Source organism: Pseudomonas sp. MM213 (assembly GCF_020423045.1).
GTDB lineage: Bacteria > Pseudomonadota > Gammaproteobacteria > Pseudomonadales > Pseudomonadaceae > Aquipseudomonas > Aquipseudomonas migulae.
The window spans coordinates 471,163-488,211 of sequence record NZ_CP081943.1 but is presented as its reverse complement, the minus strand read 5'-3'; the positions used below and the strand labels follow the sequence as shown (position 1 = coordinate 488,211).

Genomic DNA, 17,049 nt, shown 5'->3' with positions numbered 1-17,049 from the left:
AGTGCACTCAAGGCTGGCGACTGCTGACACTCTGCGCGCCCTTCTCGAACATCGCTTCGAAACGGGGCTTGTTGGCGGCGTAATAAGCGGCGACGGCCTGGTCGGAAGAGCTTTGGCGCGCCTGCATCATCAACGCTTCGAGATCAGCCTGAGGGATCGAGTAGTGGGCGAAGAAGTACGCCACTTCCGGATACTCCTGGCTGAAACCCTTGCGCGCCATGGCGTGAATCTGCTCGGCGCCGCCAAAGATCTTCTTGGGATCATCCAGATAGCGCAGCGGATATTTGGAGAACATCCAGTGCGGACTCCAGGCATTGACCAACGACCATTTGCCGCGTTTGAGGTTACGGTCCAACTCGTTGAGCATGCCGGATTCCGATGAGGCCACCAGCTTGTAACCGTCGAGCTTGTACTCCTCGATGGCCTTGACCGTGAGCTTGTACTGGCCGTTGCCGACCTCGGACGTGAGGATCTTGCCGTCGAGCTTTTCCCTGACCTGCGGTTTGTTCAGGTCCTCTACGCTCGCCACTTCGCTGATCGGCACCGAGGTCGGCACCGTCATGCCGATACGTCCTTCATAGAGCACGCCGAGGTCTTCGAGCCGATCCTTGTATTTGTCGTAGAACGCCTTGTGAGTACTCGGCAGCCAGACCATCGGGATGAGGTCGATATTGCCATTGGCCAGGGCCTGGAACTGAATGCCGATGTCGGCCATCACCAGTTTCACCGGTTGTTTTAGATGTTCCTGCAACGCGGTGGTGGCGAGCTTGACGGTGATTTCGGTGTCGGACCAGTTGACCCAGCCAATGCGCACAGGTTGCTGTTCCGCCGCCTGAGTCAGCGCCGCGTGGGTTCCAAGCGCCAGTCCGAACAGGCAGGCACAGGCTGTTTTTCGATACGAATGAGCGTTCATCAGGCGTCTTCCTATTTTACGGTGATAGGCAGGTTGTCTTCGTTTGAACGGCCTTACGGTCGTGAACAGTGCAGTCTTCGCTGCTTCGAATTCGGGCAGCACAGCCCTTCTCCACCGAATCCCTCGCAATCCTTTTTCACATCGTGCCAGGCACGACTGTCCGGTAGCTCCTCTGCACCCTTTCGAGCCTGATCTTATCGGTGACTTTTGTGTTGCGCAAGAAAAATGTACACGTGTGTCATGAGCAATTGACACCTATGTACATTTATCCTAATTTCAAGTCGCCGAGCCTGATGAAGCCCACTTTGGAGCGCACCACGATGTCCAGCGATCCCTTGCTGCAACCCTACAAGATCAAGCACCTGACCCTCAGAAACCGGATCATGACCACGGCGCACGAGCCGGCCTACCCTATCGACGGCATGCCCCAGGCGCTGTATCGCGCCTACCACGTCGAGCGCGCCAAGGCCGGGGTTGCCCTGACCATGACGGCAGGCTCGGCGGCGGTCTCCCGGGACAGCCCGCCGGTGTTCAACAACGTGCTGGCCTACAAGGACGAAGTGGTCGGATGGCTCAAGGACCTGACCGATGAATGCCACGAACATGGCGCCGCGGTCATGATCCAGTTGACCCACCTGGGCCGGCGCACTCGCTGGGACAAGGCCGACTGGTTGCCCGTGGTCTCGCCTTCGCACCGTCGCGAGGCGTCGCACCGCTCGTTCCCCAAGAAGATGGAAGACTGGGACATCGAGCGGATCATCAAGGACTACGTGGACGCGGCCGAACGCATGCAGGCCGCCGGCATGGACGGCCTCGAATTGCAGGCCTACGGGCATTTGATGGATCAGTTCTGGTCGCCGCTGACCAACGATCTCGACGGCCCTTATGGCGGCTCGCTGGAAAACCGCATGCGCTTTACCTTCGACATCCTGCGCGGGATTCGCCAGCGTGTCGGCGAAAACTTCCTGCTGGGTGTGCGCTACACCGGCGACGAAACGCTGCCGGGCGGCTTCAACGCCAGTGAAGGGATGCAGGTGTCGCACATGCTCAAGGACAGCGGGCTGATCGATTTCCTCAACGTGGTGCGCGGCCATATCGACACCGACGCGGGCCTGACTGATGTCATCCCGATCCAGGGCATGCGCAACTCACCGCACCTTGATTTCGCCGGTGAGATCCGCGCCTCGACGGGTTTCCCGACCTTCCACGCGGCGAAGATTCCCGACGTCGCCACGGCGCGCTACGCGATTGCCTCGGGCAAGGTCGACATGGTGGGCATGACCCGCGCGCACATGACCGATCCGCATATCGTGCGCAAGATCATCGAGAAGCGCGAGGAAGACATCCGCCCTTGCGTAGGCGCGAACTATTGCCTGGACCGGATCTATCAGGGCGGCGCCGCCTACTGCATACACAACGCGGCGACCGGTCGCGAAACCACCATGCCCCACGAAATCCCCAAGGCGCCGCGCCAACGCAAAGTGCTGATCATCGGCACCGGCCCCGCCGGGCTGGAAGCTGCACGGGTGGCTGGCGAGCGCGGCCACGACGTCACTGTGCTGGAGGCGGCGGACCGGCCCGGCGGGCAGATCCGGCTGACGTCCCTGAACGAACGCCGCCGCGAAATGATCGGCATCATCGACTGGCGAATGGCGCAGTGCGAGCGCCTTGGCGTGAAGTTTCACTTCAACACCTGGGCGGAAGCCGACACCGTGCTGGCCCACGAGCCGGACGTGGTCATCGTCGCGACCGGAGGCCTGCCCGACACCGAGGTCCTTGCCCGAGGCAACGAACTGGTGGTGTCGACCTGGGACATTATTTCCGGCGACATCAAGCCTGGCCGCAACGTGCTGATTTTCGATGATGCCGGCGACCATGCCGCCTTGCAGGCTGCCGAAGTCATCGCACAAAGCGGCGCGACCGTGGAGATCGTCACGCCCGACCGTGCGTTTGCGCCGGAAGTGATGGCGATGAACCTGGTGCCCTACATGCGCAGCCTGCAAGACCTCGACGTCACTTTTACCGTCACGTACCGCGTCGAGTCGGTGGAAAAGCGCGATGGCAAGCTGGTCGCGACCTTCGGCAGCGACTACGGCAAGGTCAACAAACAGCGTGTCGTCGATCAGGTCGTGGTCAACCACGGCACGCTGCCGCTGGACGACCTGTATTTCGATCTTCGCCCTCACTCAAGCAATGGCGGCGCGGTGGAACAGCACGACCTGATTGCCGGTCACGCGCAGCACATCGTCACCAACCCTCAAGGGCGTTTCCAGCTGTTCAGGATCGGTGACGCCGTGGCGGCCCGCAACACGCATGCGGCGATCTACGATGCCTTGCGATTGGTGAAGGAAATCTGAACCTCGCCAAGCATCAATCGAGGGAGCTTTTGCTCCCTCTTTTTTTTACATCCCGCGTCGGGCGACAGCCGCACCGGCCTGCACAGCCTGGCCCACGATGGCGTCGATATGTTGATCAGCCATCGACTGCAACGCCGCTGCCGTCACACCGCGATAAGCCATGAGGGCGTCGATCATTTGCAGGGGATCGCGGCTGGCCAGTAGCTGACCGCCACCCACCACCACGCCGTGCGCGGCACGTTGTGCGATCGCCTCGGGAATCCCCGCGACCACCGCCGATTCAACCAGCGCCCTGTAAAGCATGGCCGGGAAAGCAGGCCCGGTGCCGGACAGTGCACTGAGGTAATCGATGCAATCCTCATTGGGCACTTCGTCCGCCGAACCGACGCATTCAAAAAGTCGTTGCACCCACTCGCGGTCCTGTTCGCTCAACTCACCGGCGTTGTACCAAGGCGTGTACGACTGGCGGATTTCCACGGCTGCATTCGGCATCGCCCGCACCAAGACTTGCGCACCAGTGGCGGCGCTGATGGTCGACGCAGGAACACCGGCCATCAGTGAAATCACCCGTTTGCCCCGGGCGTCGATCTGCAGTTCACGAAATTGCTCCGGGCGGATCGACAGCACCACGACGTCGCTAAGTTCAACCAGCGCCTGGTTATCCGCCAGCACCCGCACGTCTGGCCCGAACGTGCTGCTGCCGGAACGGTTCGAAATCAGCAGGCAATCGGCAGCGATGAAGCCGCTTTCCAGCACCGCGTCAGCGATTGAACGGCCCAACCAGCCGGTGCCGCCGATGATGCCCAGGGTTCTATTCGGCATCGGGCGTCGCCTCCTCGAAGGTGTCGACCAGCGACACGAAAACACCCGGCTCTTTTTCCGCGTAGCCGAACTTGCCAAAAAAACGGTCGAGCTCGCGACGCTTCGGTGCCTTGCCGGTAAACACCGTGACGTACTGCGGAATGCGCCGGAAACGCACGACGATGTCCTCAGTGGTTTTCATCGAGATGTAGCCGATCTGCGTGAGGTAGATCGTCCTGGCCCGTGCATCGGCGGCGTCGGTCTCGTAGCCGAACCGGCGAAACATGCCGGCCAGGGCATTGATCCGCGCCTCGTCAGCCGCGGCGATTTCGTCGGCCACCTCGGCGGACTGCAACGCCCAACTGCGCACGGCAAACTCGAACTGCGAGTCGAACAGCTCAGGGTTCACCCAGCATTCGAAAACGTTGAGGATGGCTTCGGAAATGCTTTCGGCGTAACTCTCGCACTGGCTGATCAGCCCGCCGGTGTTCTTGTCGCGCCAGCGGGTCAGGAGCGCCGCCAGCAGTTGCTCGCGATCTTCATAGAACCAATAGAAACTGGTGCGCGACAGGTTCAGCCGCTTGGCCAGCGGCATCACGCGCACCGCGTCCACACCGGATTCCTTGAGGGCATCGTAGGCGGCGTCCAGCCAGCCATTGACCGAGCCGCGCCAGCCGGCGTCCTGTGCCTTGGTCCGTGTCTTTCCTGTCTGCGACATCCTCGGGTACCACCGTGTTCTGAAAATGTCGCTCCACTCTACGCTGCACGCCCTCGCGCGTACACAAAATGTACATCGACGTACATTTCAACGACGCATTCGATTACTGCGGCTGAAACGTCTGCAAGTACGCCAGCACATCCTCGATCTTCTGCGGATCGCTGAGCCCCCAGAAAATCATCCGGGTGCCGGGCACCACTTTCTTCGGCGCTTCGAGGTAAGCCGTCAGTGTCTCGCGCGTCCAGACAATGCCGGCGGATTTCATCGCGTCGGAGTACTGGTAGTCCGTCACACTTCCCGAGGGACGGCCGAAAATGCCATTGAGTTGCGGGCCGAAGCCGCCCCGCGCCGACTCGCCCACTTGATGACAGCCGCCGCAGATCCGCGTGAACAGTTTCGCCCCGGCCTCAGCATCCCCCGCCGCTGCCGCCGGCGAGCAAAATGCCCCTGCGGTCAGTGAAAGGACGAAGGTGAGGGTTACAGCTTTCATCATGTTCGGTTCCAGTGAAGTCAATCGGCGCACCCGGTGCATTTTCGCGCCTACCTTACCCGATTACCGCCGCCCGACGTGCGCCGGTCGCTCAAGCGTCGGCCTGGGCGCGAATCTCCTAAAATGAATCGTGAGACTTGAACGGTTGCCAGCCCCTGGCAACACCGTCGTGAAAGGAGGTGTTCGAGATGCAACTCATCACGCAGAAAATCGATAAGCCGCAAGACACGAATTTCATCCTGGGCCAGACCCACTTCATCAAATCCGTCGAGGACATTCACGAAGCGTTGATCAACGCAGTGCCAGGCATCCGCTTCGGCGTGGCTTTTTGCGAAGCCTCGGGCAAATGCATGGTGCGCTGGTCCGGCACCGATCCCGCCATGATCAAACTGGCCCAGAGCAATGCCCAAGCCATCGGCGCCGGGCACAGCTTCATCATCTTCCTGGGTGACGGCTTCTACCCGCTGAACATATTGAACACGGTCAAGACGGTTCCAGAGGTGTGCCGGATCTTTTGCGCAACCGCCAACCCCACTGAAGTGGTGCTCGCCGAGACAGCACAGGGACGCGCGATTCTGGGTGTGGTGGATGGCTTTTGCGCCAAGGAAATTGAAGGCGACGAAGACATTCTGTGGCGCAAAAACCTGTTGCGGCAGATTGGCTACAAGCTGTGAATTTAGCGGCTCATAAGGACTTGCAGTTTTCAACAGTAGGCTAAGCTTGGATCAGCTTATTGCTCACGATGCTCGATTCTGCAGGGTTTTGGTTGTTCTGGAGAGCGTCTGCAACAGCTATCTCAGACAGGCCCAACCCTTTCACGCAGGATTGACGTGATGACCGAGCCCCTCCTCAGCTTTGATGCACTCAAGCGCGCGGCTGCCGCTGGCGAAATCGACACCGTATTGGTCTGCATGGTCGACATGCAGGGACGCCTGGTGGGCAAGCGCTTCCAGGTCGAGTTTTTTATCGACAGCGGCCACGAAGAAACCCACTGCTGCAATTACCTGCTGGCCGACGACATCGACATGGAACCGGTGCCGGGTTACGCCGCAGCCAGTTGGAGCAAAGGCTATGGCGACTTCGTCCTCAAACCGGACATGTCCACGCTGCGGCGCGTGCCCTGGCTGGAATGCACGGCGCTGGTGCTCTGCGATGTGCTCGATCATCACCATCGCAAGGACTTGCCCCACAGCCCGCGGGCAATTCTGAAAAAACAGGTCGAGCGCCTGCGTGAACGGGGCTACACCGGCATGTTCGCTTCGGAGCTTGAGTTCTACCTGTTCGATGAGAGCTACGAGGCGATCCACCAGCGCAACTATCACCAACCGAAAACCGCCGGGCATTACATCGAGGATTACAACATCCTCCAGACCACTCGCGAGGAACCGGTGCTGCGGGCGATTCGCAAGCATCTGCAAGCGTCGGGCATTCCCGTGGAAAACTCAAAAGGCGAATGGGGCCCCGGCCAGGAAGAAATCAACATTCGTTACGCCGATGCCATGACCATGGCCGACCACCACGTCATCATCAAGCATGCCTGCAAAGAGATCGCGCAGCTGCAAGGCAAGGCGATTACGTTCATGGCCAAGTGGCGCTATGACGCCGCCGGGTCCAGCAGCCATATCCATAATTCGCTGTGGGACAAGAACGCCAAGAAGCCATTGTTCTACGACGCCAAAGCCGAGTTCGGCATGTCGAAACTGATGCGCGCCTGGGTCGCCGGGCAGCTCAAGTACGCCCACGACATCACCTGTTTTCTGGCGCCCTACATCAATTCGTACAAGCGCTTCCAGGCCGGCACTTTCGCGCCGACGCGGGCGGTATGGAGCCGCGACAATCGCACCGCCGGCTTTCGTTTGTGTGCCGAAGGCAGCAAATCCATCCGCATCGAATGCCGCATCGGCGGCGCCGACCTCAACCCTTATCTGGCCTTCGCCGCGCTGATCGCGGCGGGCCTGGCCGGGATCGACGAGAAGCTCGAACTCGCGGCGCCGTTCGAGGGCGATGCCTACCTCGATGAGCACTTGCCGGAAGTCTCGAAAACCCTGCGCGATGCCTGCTCCGCCCTCAAGGGGTCGAGCATGTTGCGCGAGGCGTTCGGCGATGAAGTGGTCGATCACTACGTGCACACCGCCGAGTGGGAGCAGAAAGAGTACGACCGGCGGATCACCGACTGGGAACTGCAGCGCGGCTTCGAGCGCTATTGAGCACACCATGACTGCGAAGATTCAGCTTATTTCTCCGGTCGATGGCCGGGTGTACGTCGAGCGCCAACAAATAGATACCGCCCGGCTCCTTCAGGCGCTTGAGGCGGCTGCAACGGCCCAGGCGCAATGGAAGCGCCGACCACTGAGCGAGCGCGCAACTTTTTGCAGTGCCGCTGTGGACGCGATGCTCGCCATGAAAGATGAAATCGTGCCGGAGCTGGCCTGGCAAATGGGTCGACCGGTGCGTTATGGCGCTGGCGAGCTGCGCGGTTTCGAAGAGCGAGCCCGGCACATGATCGCTATTGCGCCCGAAGCGCTTGCAGCCATAGAGCCTGCACCGGTCGCGGGTTTTCGGCGTTACATCAAGCGCGAGCCGCTAGGTACGGTGCTCGTGATCGCCCCGTGGAATTACCCCTACCTGACCGCCGTCAACACGATTATTCCGGCGTTGATGGCGGGCAACAGCGTCATCCTCAAACACGCCTCGCAAACCCTGCTGGTCGGCGAGCGTTTCGCTGAAGCTTTTCGCCGGGCCAATCTGCCTGAAGGGTTGTTCCAGAACCTGTTGCTCAGTCATGCCAGTACCGCAGTAGCCATCGTCACTGGCGACGTACAACAGGTGAACTTCACGGGTTCGGTGGACGCTGGCCTGCAAGTCCAACAAGCCGCCATCACGGATTTCATCGGCATGGGCCTGGAGCTCGGCGGCAAAGACCCGGCCTACGTTCGCGTCGACGCCAATCTCGAACACGCCGTGGAAAACCTGGTGGACGGCAGCTTCTTCAACTCCGGGCAAAGCTGCTGTGCGGTCGAGCGCATCTATGTGGACGAGAAAATCTATCCCGCCTTCGTCGAGCGCTTCGCCGATCTGACTCGCCAGTACGTGTTGGGCAACCCGCTGGACGAAGCCACCACGCTGGGTCCGATGGTCTCGCCGGCCGCCGCAGACTTTGTTCGCGGACAGATTGCCGACGCACTGGCCGAGGGCGCCAAAGCGCTGATCGATCCGAAGGCGTTTCCCGCCGACGCACCGGGCAGCGCCTACCTGGCGCCGCAGGTACTGGTGGACGTCACTCATGAAATGTCGGTGATGCGCGACGAAAGCTTCGGCCCTGTGGTCGGCATCATGCCGGTGACTGGCGACGAAGAAGCCATCGCCTTGATGAACGACAGTGAGTTCGGACTCAGCGCGTCGATCTGGACCGAGGACCTCGCCGCCGCCGAACGCCTCGGCAACGAGATCGCCACCGGCACCGTATTCATGAACCGCTGCGATTACCTCGACCCGGCGCTGGCCTGGACCGGGGTCAAGAACAGCGGACGCGGCGTCACCCTGTCGCGCCTGGGCTACGAACACCTGACCCGCGCCAAATCCTTTCATCTGCGCCACGAGGTGTAGGCCATGAACCTGACTGGAAACTGGAACTACCCCACCAGCATTCGCTTCGGTGTCGGGCGCATCGCCGAGCTGGCCGAGATCTGCCGCAGCCAGGGTATCCAACGCCCGTTGCTGGTCACCGACAGCGGCCTGGGGCGTGCGGCGATCACCACGGCGGCGGTGGATGCGTTGCGCGCCGCCGGCCTTGGCGTCGCGCTGTTTTGTGACCTCAAGCCCAATCCGGTCGAGGCCAACCTGGCCGGTGGGCTCGAAGCCTGGCGCACCGGCCAGCACGATGGCGTGGTTGCCTTCGGCGGTGGCAGCGGCCTGGACATGGGCAAGCTCATCGCGTTCATGAGCGGCCAGACCCGACCGGTGTGGGATTTCGAAGACATCGGCGACTATTGGACCCGAGCCGACGACAGCCACATCGCCCCGGTGATTGCCGTGCCGACCACAGCGGGAACCGGTTCCGAAGTCGGCCGTGCGGCGGTGATCATCGACGAGCGCACGCACACCAAACGCATCATCTTCCACCCGAAAATGATGCCGCGCGTGGTCATCAGCGATCCGGCACTCACCGTCGGCATGCCGGCAAAAGTCACCGCCGGCACCGGCATGGACGCGTTCGCCCATTGCCTGGAGGCGTATTGCGCTCCCGGTTTTCACCCGCTGGCCGACGGCATTGCGGTGGAAGGCATGCGCCTGGTGGCCAACGCTCTGGTGCGCGCTGTGCACACACCTTCGGACCTCGAAGCGCGCGCACACATGCTCGCCGCCGCCGCGATGGGCGCCACCGCGTTCCAGAAAGGCCTCGGTGGAATGCACGCGCTCTCGCATCCGGTGGGCGCGCTGTACGACACCCATCACGGCATGACCAATGCCACGTTCATGCCGTATGTGTTGCAGTTCAATCGCCCGGCCATCGAGGAACGCATCATCCGCCTCGCGGCTTATCTGCGCCTGCCCTCCCCCGGCTTCGACAGTTTTCTGGCCTTCGTGCTCAAGCTGCGCAAAGACATCGGCGTGCCGCACACGCTGGTTGAGTTGGGCGTGGATGACCGGCAGGCCGACCTGATCGCGGACATGGCGATTGTCGATCCCTCGGCCAGCGGCAATCCCCTGCCATTGACCAAGCTCGGTGTGGCCAGCATTTTCGACGCGGCTTATCACGGCCGCGTTTAGATCCAGAGCAGTATCGGTTGGAAAAAGGAGCAGTACGACAAGGTGTTGAAGGCCAGCCCATTGCGCACACGCCAATGGATTGAATCAAAACCTGATGGGGTACACAGCATGAACCCAGCAAGCCAGCCCGGCACCGACGCGCACGACGAGGACGTCAAGGTGCTGCACAGCATGGGCTACGCCCAGCAACTCTCGCGACGAATGGGCGTTTTCTCCAACTTCGCGATTTCCTTTTCGATCATCTGCATCCTTTCAGGCGGCATTAACTCTCTGGCCCAGGGCACCTCGGGCGCAGGGGGTGCGGCGATTGGCATCGGCTGGCCCATCGGTTGCCTGATCTCCGGGGTGTTCGCGCTGGCCATGGCGCAGATTTCTTCGGCCTACCCCACCGCTGGCGGTCTCTATCACTGGGGCTCGATTCTCGGAAACCGCTTCACCGGCTGGCTGACGGCCTGGTTCAATCTGCTGGGACTGGTCACGGTGCTTGGCGCGATCAACGTCGGCACCTATTACTTCTTTTTCGGTGCCTTCGGACCGGCGCTGGGAATGGAAGACACCACCACGGTGAGGGTGATTTTCCTGGCGATCCTGACCGGCATCCAGGCCTTGTGTAACCATCTGGGCATCGGCCTGACCGCGAAACTCACCGACTTCTCGGGCTACCTGATTTTCGCCACGGCGCTCGCGCTGACCATCGTCTGCCTGATTTCCGCACCCAGCTATGAGTTCGCCCGGTTGTGGACTTTCGGCAACTATTCCGGTGAAGCCGGCGGCAGTGTCTGGCCACAGGTGTCGAACAGCTGGGTGTTCATGCTCGGCCTGCTGTTGCCGATCTACACCATCACCGGTTATGACGCGTCGGCGCATACCTCCGAAGAGACCCGCAATGCCGCGATGTCGGTGCCGCGCGGCATGGTCATGTCGGTGGTCTGGTCGTTGCTGTTCGGTTGGGTGATGCTTTGTTCGTTCGTGCTGATGCTGCCGAACATGGACGAAGCGGCGAAACAGGGCTGGAACGTGTTCTTCTGGGGCATGAACGCCCAGGTGAGCCCTAACGTGAAATTCGCGCTGTACGTGGCGATTTTCATCTCGCAGTTTCTCTGCGGGCTGGCGACCGTGACTTCGGTGTCACGCATGATCTTCGCGTTCTCCCGCGACGGTGGCCTGCCCTGCTCGAAAGCACTGGCCTCGGTCTCGCCGAAATATCGCAGCCCGGTGGCAGCCATCTGGACCGGCGCGACCCTGGCGGTCTTGTTCGACTGGGGCTCGTCGGTGATCTCGATCGGGGCAACGCCGGTCTACACCATCGTGGTCTCCTGCACGGTGATCTTCCTGTTTTTCTCTTTCATCATTCCCATCGTGCTGGGCCTGTTCGCCTACGGAACCTCGAAGTGGCCAACCATGGGGCCGTGGAACATGGGGCACGCTTTTTACTCCTTGTTCGCCGTGCTCTCGGTGCTCTCGATGGTGGTGATCTTCGTCATCGGCATCCAGCCACCGAACGATTGGGCGCTGTACATCACCATCGGCTTCCTGGTGCTGACGGCCATCGTCTGGTTCGGTTTTGAAGCGCGGCGCTTTCAGGGGCCGCCGATGGGTGACCTGATCATCAAGCGCCAGGCGGAAATTGCGGCGGCGGAGGCGGCGCTGAACAAGCAGGCGTGAAGGCTTTACCCGTAGGAGCGAGCAAGCTCGCTCCTACAATCACTGTCGATTTGTATCAGTGTGTATTTTTGCGGGGTGATCTTACACGGCGATACACAAGCGCCGGTTCAGGACACATCCGCATTACATGGAAGTGGAAAAGTGGGCCACATCGGAAATTCAGATGTTTTCCGATGAACAGCGATTTAGAAGCGCCCACCAACCTCAGCAGGAACCGCCATGATCAATCAAATCGACACCGTGCTTTACACCGGCAAGACCCACACAACCGGAGGCCGCAATGGCGAATCACGAAGCGACGATGGCCGTCTGGACGTCAAGCTTAGCGCCATAGGTTCTTCCGGCAGCGGCACCAACCCTGAACAACTGCTGGGCGCTGGTTGGTCGGCCTGCTTCATCGGCGCCATGGGCAAGGCGGCCATCGCGTTGCAAGTGACCTTGCCGACTGACGTGTCTGTCGATACCGAAATAGACCTGGGCAAAACCGAAAACGCCTTTTTCCTGCAGGCGCGCCTCAACGTCAGCCTTCCCGGCCTGGACCCGGCAGTTGCACGGTCGGTGGTGGATGCCGCGCACCAGACCTGCCCGTATTCGAAGGCGACCCGTGGCAACATCGATGTCGTGATCAACCTGATCTGACCGGGACGACAAGCACGGCCTGCCATTGCGGCAGGCTGCGCTGGCGATCGCTTACTGAACGTTTTTCAGCTTGATCACATCACCGGAAACCTTGGTGGTGTAACCGCTCAGGACCCAGGCCCAGAACCAGTTTTCCTGCACTTGGGTGTTGATCAGTGCATCGCCGCCCTTGGCCTTGATCGCCGCGTCTTGCGCGCGAACAAAACGGCTGTTCTGGCGAATCGGGATGACGCCGAACAGCATCAGGCCCGTGGCGCTCGCTTCACTGTGGCCAACCACCGTGTATTGGCTTGCATCGTATTGCTGAGTCTTCATCGGGGCGCCGGTGCAACCCGCCAGAACCAGGCCGAACAGGGTAACGGCAACAACTTTGCTGAGGTGATTCACTGAATGACTCCTTGGGTAAACGCCCGGGATCCGTCTCTCGGGCGGCGCATACTCTACCGGAAATGATGGCCAATTAGTATCAATTCGCCCACCTCGGCAAGCCTGGCGCCTGCGATCGTGGGGTGTCCGGGATGATGGATTCACCCCAAACCTGTAGGAGCCCGGCTTGCTGGCGATGGCGATTTCACGGACGCCTTCGCCGGCAAGCCTGGCTCCTACGGATCGCCGGGATGTCCGGGATTGGGGATTCACACCAAGCCGGCTCCTACGGATCGCGGGGATGCCCGGGATTGGGGATTCACACCAAACCTGTAGGAGCCAGGCTTGCCGGCGATGGCGATTTCATGGACGCCATCGCCAGCAAGCCGGCTCCTACGGATTGGGGGGTGCCGGGATTGGGGATTCACACCAAACCTGTAGGAGCCCGGCTTGCCGGCGATGGCGATTTTACGGACGCCATCGCCAGCAAGCCGGCTCCTACGGATCGCGGGGATGCCCGGGATTAGGGGCTCACACAAAACCTGTAGGAGCCGGCTTGCTGGCGATGGCGATTTCACGGACGCCTTCGCCGGCAAGCCTGGCTCCTACGGATCGCGGGGTGGCCGGGATCGGCAAGTCAGGCAAACCGCTTCAACGAAAACGCCGACAGGTCCAGGTCACTGCTGCCACGCACGCACCACTGCGCCACCGCCTCGCCCAACGCTGCGGAATGCTTGAAACCATGTCCCGAACAGGCTGAAACCACCAGGGTGTTTTTCAGTGACGGATGCTCGTCGATGATGAAGTGCGAATCCGGCGTGACGGTGTACGCGCACACCGCCGACTTGACCACACGCGAAGTCACGCCTGCGATCCGGCCGCGCACCTGACGTTCGAACATGTCGTTTTCTTCAGCGGCGCTGACGGTGCGGTCCAGCGTGTCTGGCGAAGAGTCTTCAGTGTATTGCTCCGTCGCGACTTTCACGCTGCCCTCGCCCGGTAACGGCGGGAAGCCGTAGAAGGACTGCGCCGGACCGTGGCTGAAGATGAACGTCGGTGACACCTCGGCAAACCGCGCGTGCTCTTCCTGTTCAAACCAGAACAGTTTCTGCCGACACACCCGCAACAAGCGGTCAAACGGCTGCCCCAACAAATCCCGGGACCACATGCCGGCACTGACCACGACTTTGTCGGCGCGGATCGTGCGCTGGTCGGTGGTGAGGGTGACGCCCTGCTCGTCCGAGCGGATGTGCGTGACGGTTTCGCCCTTGAACAACGTGGCGCCGTGTTCCTCGGCGAGCTGCAATTGCACCGCGATGCAGCGTTCCGGCCGGACGTAACCGCCACTCGGTTCGAAGTAGCCGACGGCAGTGTCCAGCACCTGGGAAAACTGCGGGAATCGCTGGCGAATCTGTTCGGCGGACAACACGTCATGCTCGATGCCGTAGGTGTTCGCCAGTTGAAGGGTGCGGTTCGTGAAGTCGTTGGCATCGTAGGCGTCATAGCCGGGGCTGGAGCTCAACACCAGCACGCCGCACTGCTCGAACAGCGACTCGCCGGACAGCGCTTCGAGCTCTCGCCAGATCCGATGCGAGTTGCGGACAATGGGTACGTACGCGGCACCTTCGCCGACCGAAAGCCGAGTGATGCGCGTGTCCCCATGGCTGGAGCCCTGAGTGTGGGGAGGATGGTGGCGGTCGACGCCGATGACCCTGACCCCGGATTTCGCCAGTTGATACACCGTCGCGGCGCCCATCGCGCCGAGTCCGAGCACTGCTACTTCACACCGATGTTCCATATCGTCACCGTCGCGAAAAGGACCATTTGAGTCTGAAAGCCGCTGAAAACTCAAGAACGAAAACAGCCGGCCTGAGCCTGCCGATTCAGGATTCATGTGAAATCCGACAACAGTGTTTGTCCGGTCGACCAATATATGGCCAAGCCATAAACACCTAGCATCGACTCAACCCAGCGAGCCATTGAAGTTGTCAGCAACTTGCTCGCCAGGCAACAACCCCGAAATAGTCGATGCCAAGGTGAATACCATGAACGTTTTAAAAGCTGCGCTGTTCCTTGCTCTTGGAAGTTTAACCGCACAGGCCTTTGCAGACGAAAGCCATGCCAATGCAGAAGCCGGCCAGGTACCGGTTGAAAGTTACACCTACGGAATGAAGCTCGATATTCAGAAGATCATTACGGTGTCGGACATTGCAAACGAATGCGCGCCGGTGCCGGCCCAAATGACGTATGAAGACTCTCACGGTCAACGGCATATCCTGCAATATCAAGTCATGGGCACAGGCTGCTCGAACGGTTGAGTCGCGTGCGGACGATGGAGGGTCGACACTCCATGCCTGCCGCGCCTGTCAGGGTTTTGCTGGCGAACCGACAATGTCCTCATCGGAGGCCAACAGACCCGGAATGTAGTCTTTCAGAAACTCCACCCATGTCTTGATCTTCGCATCCACGAACTTTCGTGACGGGTAGATGGCAAACAAGTTGAATTCCTCGAAATGATAATCCGGCAATACGCGCACTAACGTGCCGGCTCTCAGTCCGTCCACGGCAGACGCAATGGGTTGAATACCGATGCCCATTCCATTCTTGATCGCGACCGTCATCGCATCGGCGGTGTTGACGTGAAAGGGAGAGATCGGAACGTTCACCGTCTCCACGCCGTCCGGCCCCTCGAATGCCCAGTTTTCAACCGGCATGACCGTATTCACAATCCGCAGACAATCATGTGCGCCAAGCGCCCCTGGAGAATCAGGGTGCCCGCGTTTCTTCAAGTACGCCGGCGAAGCGCAGAGGATGCTGTAAGTGATGCCCAGCCTTTGAGCGACAAACCCGGAATCGGGCAGGTCTCGCGCTAACACGATCGACATGTCATACCCCTCCTCCAGCAAATCGGGCAGCCGATTGGTCAGGGTCAAATCAAACATCACCGAGGGGTGAGTCTCTCGGTACTTGGCAATCGCATCGATCACGTAATGGTTGCCGATCGCGGACATCGCGTGAATCTTCAGCCGGCCCACCGGCGTGATGTGAGCGGTTCCTGCTTCCTCATCGGCTTCACGCACCTCTTCAAGAATTTTCTCGCAGCGCTGCAAGTAGCGCACACCGGCTTCGGTCAATGCCAGGCGGCGAGTGGTCCGGTTGATCAGGCGTGTTTGCAGCCGGGCCTCCAGACTGGTCACCGCTTTGGAAACATTCGTCGTGGTGGTGTCCAGCATCTGCGCCGCCGCTGTAAAACTGCCGGTTTGGGCGACAGCCACGAAAAAACGCATGGTCTGGAAAATGTCCATCGCTAGGCCTCAAGGGTCTGGATAAAAAAGGGCGGCCTTACAGAAAGCCGCCCCTCTCGAATCGGATTACTTCTTGCGCGCAATAAACCCGGGAACACCGGTTTCCACCACCGAGTTGAACCGTACCCGAGTGGTGATCTCTTCCTTGATTTCAAGCATCGCCCGGTGTGGCAGCGTGGACAGATCGAAGTTTTCCCGGATGTGGCTCGGTGTCGCCGACGTGGTCAGAAACGCCACGCCCCGCTGCACCGACCAGGCCAGCGCCACTTGCGCCGGGGTCTTCTGCACGCGCCGGGCGATCCCGGTAATCACCGAATCTTCCAGCACATTGGGCTCCATGCCATGGCCGAGTGGTGCAAACGCCAGGACGATAATTCCATGTTGCTGACAAAACTCAAGCAGTTCCCATTCCGGCAAATAAGGATGGGACTCGACTTGCACGACGGCAGGCTTGATCCGCGCCTCGGCGACAATCGTCTGCAACGCCGGCAACGTGATATCCGACAAGCCGATGGACTTGCACCGACCTTCATCCACCAGACGCTCAAGTGCCCTCCATGTCTCGATCAACGTGACCCCTGAATCGTAGATGACGTTGCCTTGCTCGTCCCTCGGGTCCTGGTTTTCACCGGGTTGAAAGGCAAACGGCGTATGGATCAGGTAGCAGTCGATATAGTCCACTTGCAGCCGTCGGCAACTGGCCTCGAACGCCGGTTGAACCCGCTCGGGGCGATGGTTGGTGTTCCACAGCTTGGTGGTGATGAACAGGTCTTCGCGGCGGATTGATCCGCTCGCCATCACCTCTTGAAGGGCAATGCCGACCTGTTCTTCATTTCGATAACGTTCTGCACAATCGAAATGACGAAAACCCGCGTGCAGGGCCTCCTTGACCGCTTGTGTGGTGACCGCAAGATCTCGAAACAGCGTGCCGAACCCAACCGCCGGCATTTCACCCGCGCCATGGTTGAGCGTAAAACGGTGATCGCGAAGTGCATCGTGAAAGGCTTCGTAAGACATGTCTTTAC

16 protein-coding genes are annotated in these 17,049 nt (G+C 60.5%); 8 read left to right on the top strand and 8 right to left on the bottom strand.

From position 1 onward, the window contains the following. Positions 1–7: 7 nt before the first annotated feature. Entirely contained in the window at positions 8–913 is a 906-nt protein-coding gene (locus tag K5R88_RS02345) for a glycine betaine ABC transporter substrate-binding protein (protein ID WP_008033329.1), read from the bottom strand. 320 nt (positions 914–1,233) lie between these two features. On the opposite strand from K5R88_RS02345, the gene K5R88_RS02340 reads away from it, so the two are divergent. Continuing rightward, positions 1,234–3,270 carry an NADH:flavin oxidoreductase gene (locus K5R88_RS02340; RefSeq protein ID WP_226300306.1) on the top strand — a complete coding sequence of 679 codons (2,037 nt, stop codon included), beginning with the start codon at positions 1,234–1,236 and terminating at the stop codon, positions 3,268–3,270. A gap of 45 nt (positions 3,271–3,315) precedes the next feature. Here K5R88_RS02340 and K5R88_RS02335 read toward each other — a convergent pair whose 3' ends face one another. From K5R88_RS02335 to K5R88_RS02325, 3 genes are all read right to left on the bottom strand, one after another. Further along, entirely contained in the window at positions 3,316–4,092 is a 777-nt protein-coding gene (locus tag K5R88_RS02335) for a pyrroline-5-carboxylate reductase family protein (protein WP_226299099.1), read from the bottom strand. Beyond that, the gene (locus K5R88_RS02330) at positions 4,082–4,789 is read right to left on the bottom strand and encodes a TetR/AcrR family transcriptional regulator (RefSeq protein WP_008033332.1); all 708 of its coding nucleotides are present in this window, start codon (positions 4,787–4,789) and stop codon (positions 4,082–4,084) included. The genes K5R88_RS02335 and K5R88_RS02330 overlap by 11 nt, the downstream gene beginning before the upstream one ends. A 103-nt stretch (positions 4,790–4,892) precedes the next feature. Beyond that, positions 4,893–5,282, bottom strand: a complete 390-nt coding sequence (locus K5R88_RS02325; protein ID WP_226299098.1) for a c-type cytochrome — start codon at positions 5,280–5,282, stop codon at positions 4,893–4,895. A 185-nt stretch (positions 5,283–5,467) separates the two neighbouring features. Between K5R88_RS02325 and K5R88_RS02320 the strand changes: the two genes are divergently transcribed. The 6 genes from K5R88_RS02320 (at position 5,468) to K5R88_RS02295 (ending at position 12,353) form a co-directional block, all read left to right on the top strand. Next, on the top strand, positions 5,468–5,953 hold the full coding sequence (locus K5R88_RS02320) for an adenosine-specific kinase (protein ID WP_008040446.1): 486 nt from the start codon (positions 5,468–5,470) through the stop codon (positions 5,951–5,953). A 159-nt stretch (positions 5,954–6,112) separates the two neighbouring features. Further along, a complete protein-coding gene (locus K5R88_RS02315; RefSeq protein ID WP_226299097.1) occupies positions 6,113–7,486 on the top strand; it encodes a glutamine synthetase family protein in 1,374 nt (457 codons plus the stop codon). Positions 7,487–7,493: 7 nt separating this feature from the next. Continuing rightward, the gene (locus K5R88_RS02310) at positions 7,494–8,885 is read left to right on the top strand and encodes an aldehyde dehydrogenase family protein (protein WP_226299096.1); all 1,392 of its coding nucleotides are present in this window, start codon (positions 7,494–7,496) and stop codon (positions 8,883–8,885) included. Positions 8,886–8,888: 3 nt separating this feature from the next. Then, positions 8,889–10,049, top strand: a complete 1,161-nt coding sequence (locus K5R88_RS02305) for an iron-containing alcohol dehydrogenase (protein WP_008040449.1) — start codon at positions 8,889–8,891, stop codon at positions 10,047–10,049. Between the two features lie 108 nt (positions 10,050–10,157). Then, positions 10,158–11,714 carry an amino acid permease gene (locus tag K5R88_RS02300; RefSeq protein ID WP_207286138.1) on the top strand — a complete coding sequence of 519 codons (1,557 nt, stop codon included), beginning with the start codon at positions 10,158–10,160 and terminating at the stop codon, positions 11,712–11,714. A 219-nt stretch (positions 11,715–11,933) separates the two neighbouring features. After that, positions 11,934–12,353, top strand: coding sequence for an organic hydroperoxide resistance protein (locus tag K5R88_RS02295; protein ID WP_223434971.1), 420 nt, complete (start codon positions 11,934–11,936; stop codon positions 12,351–12,353). Positions 12,354–12,404: 51 nt separating this feature from the next. Here the strand turns inward: K5R88_RS02295 and K5R88_RS02290 are convergent, their stop codons facing one another. Both K5R88_RS02290 and solA read right to left on the bottom strand, forming a co-directional pair. Next, the gene (locus K5R88_RS02290; RefSeq protein ID WP_008033343.1) at positions 12,405–12,740 is read right to left on the bottom strand and encodes a hypothetical protein; all 336 of its coding nucleotides are present in this window, start codon (positions 12,738–12,740) and stop codon (positions 12,405–12,407) included. Positions 12,741–13,356: 616 nt separating this feature from the next. Then, a complete protein-coding gene (solA, locus tag K5R88_RS02285) occupies positions 13,357–14,517 on the bottom strand; it encodes an N-methyl-L-tryptophan oxidase (protein WP_226299095.1) in 1,161 nt (386 codons plus the stop codon). A gap of 247 nt (positions 14,518–14,764) precedes the next feature. Between solA and K5R88_RS02280 the strand changes: the two genes are divergently transcribed. Then, the gene (locus K5R88_RS02280; protein ID WP_008044994.1) at positions 14,765–15,037 is read left to right on the top strand and encodes a DUF2790 domain-containing protein; all 273 of its coding nucleotides are present in this window, start codon (positions 14,765–14,767) and stop codon (positions 15,035–15,037) included. Between the two features lie 48 nt (positions 15,038–15,085). Here the strand turns inward: K5R88_RS02280 and K5R88_RS02275 are convergent, their stop codons facing one another. Then, complete coding sequence (locus K5R88_RS02275) at positions 15,086–16,024, bottom strand: LysR family transcriptional regulator (protein ID WP_008044992.1); 939 nt, start codon at positions 16,022–16,024, stop codon at positions 15,086–15,088. Positions 16,025–16,090: 66 nt separating this feature from the next. Beyond that, positions 16,091–17,041 carry an aldo/keto reductase gene (locus tag K5R88_RS02270; protein ID WP_226299094.1) on the bottom strand — a complete coding sequence of 317 codons (951 nt, stop codon included), beginning with the start codon at positions 17,039–17,041 and terminating at the stop codon, positions 16,091–16,093. Positions 17,042–17,049 lie beyond the last annotated feature (8 nt).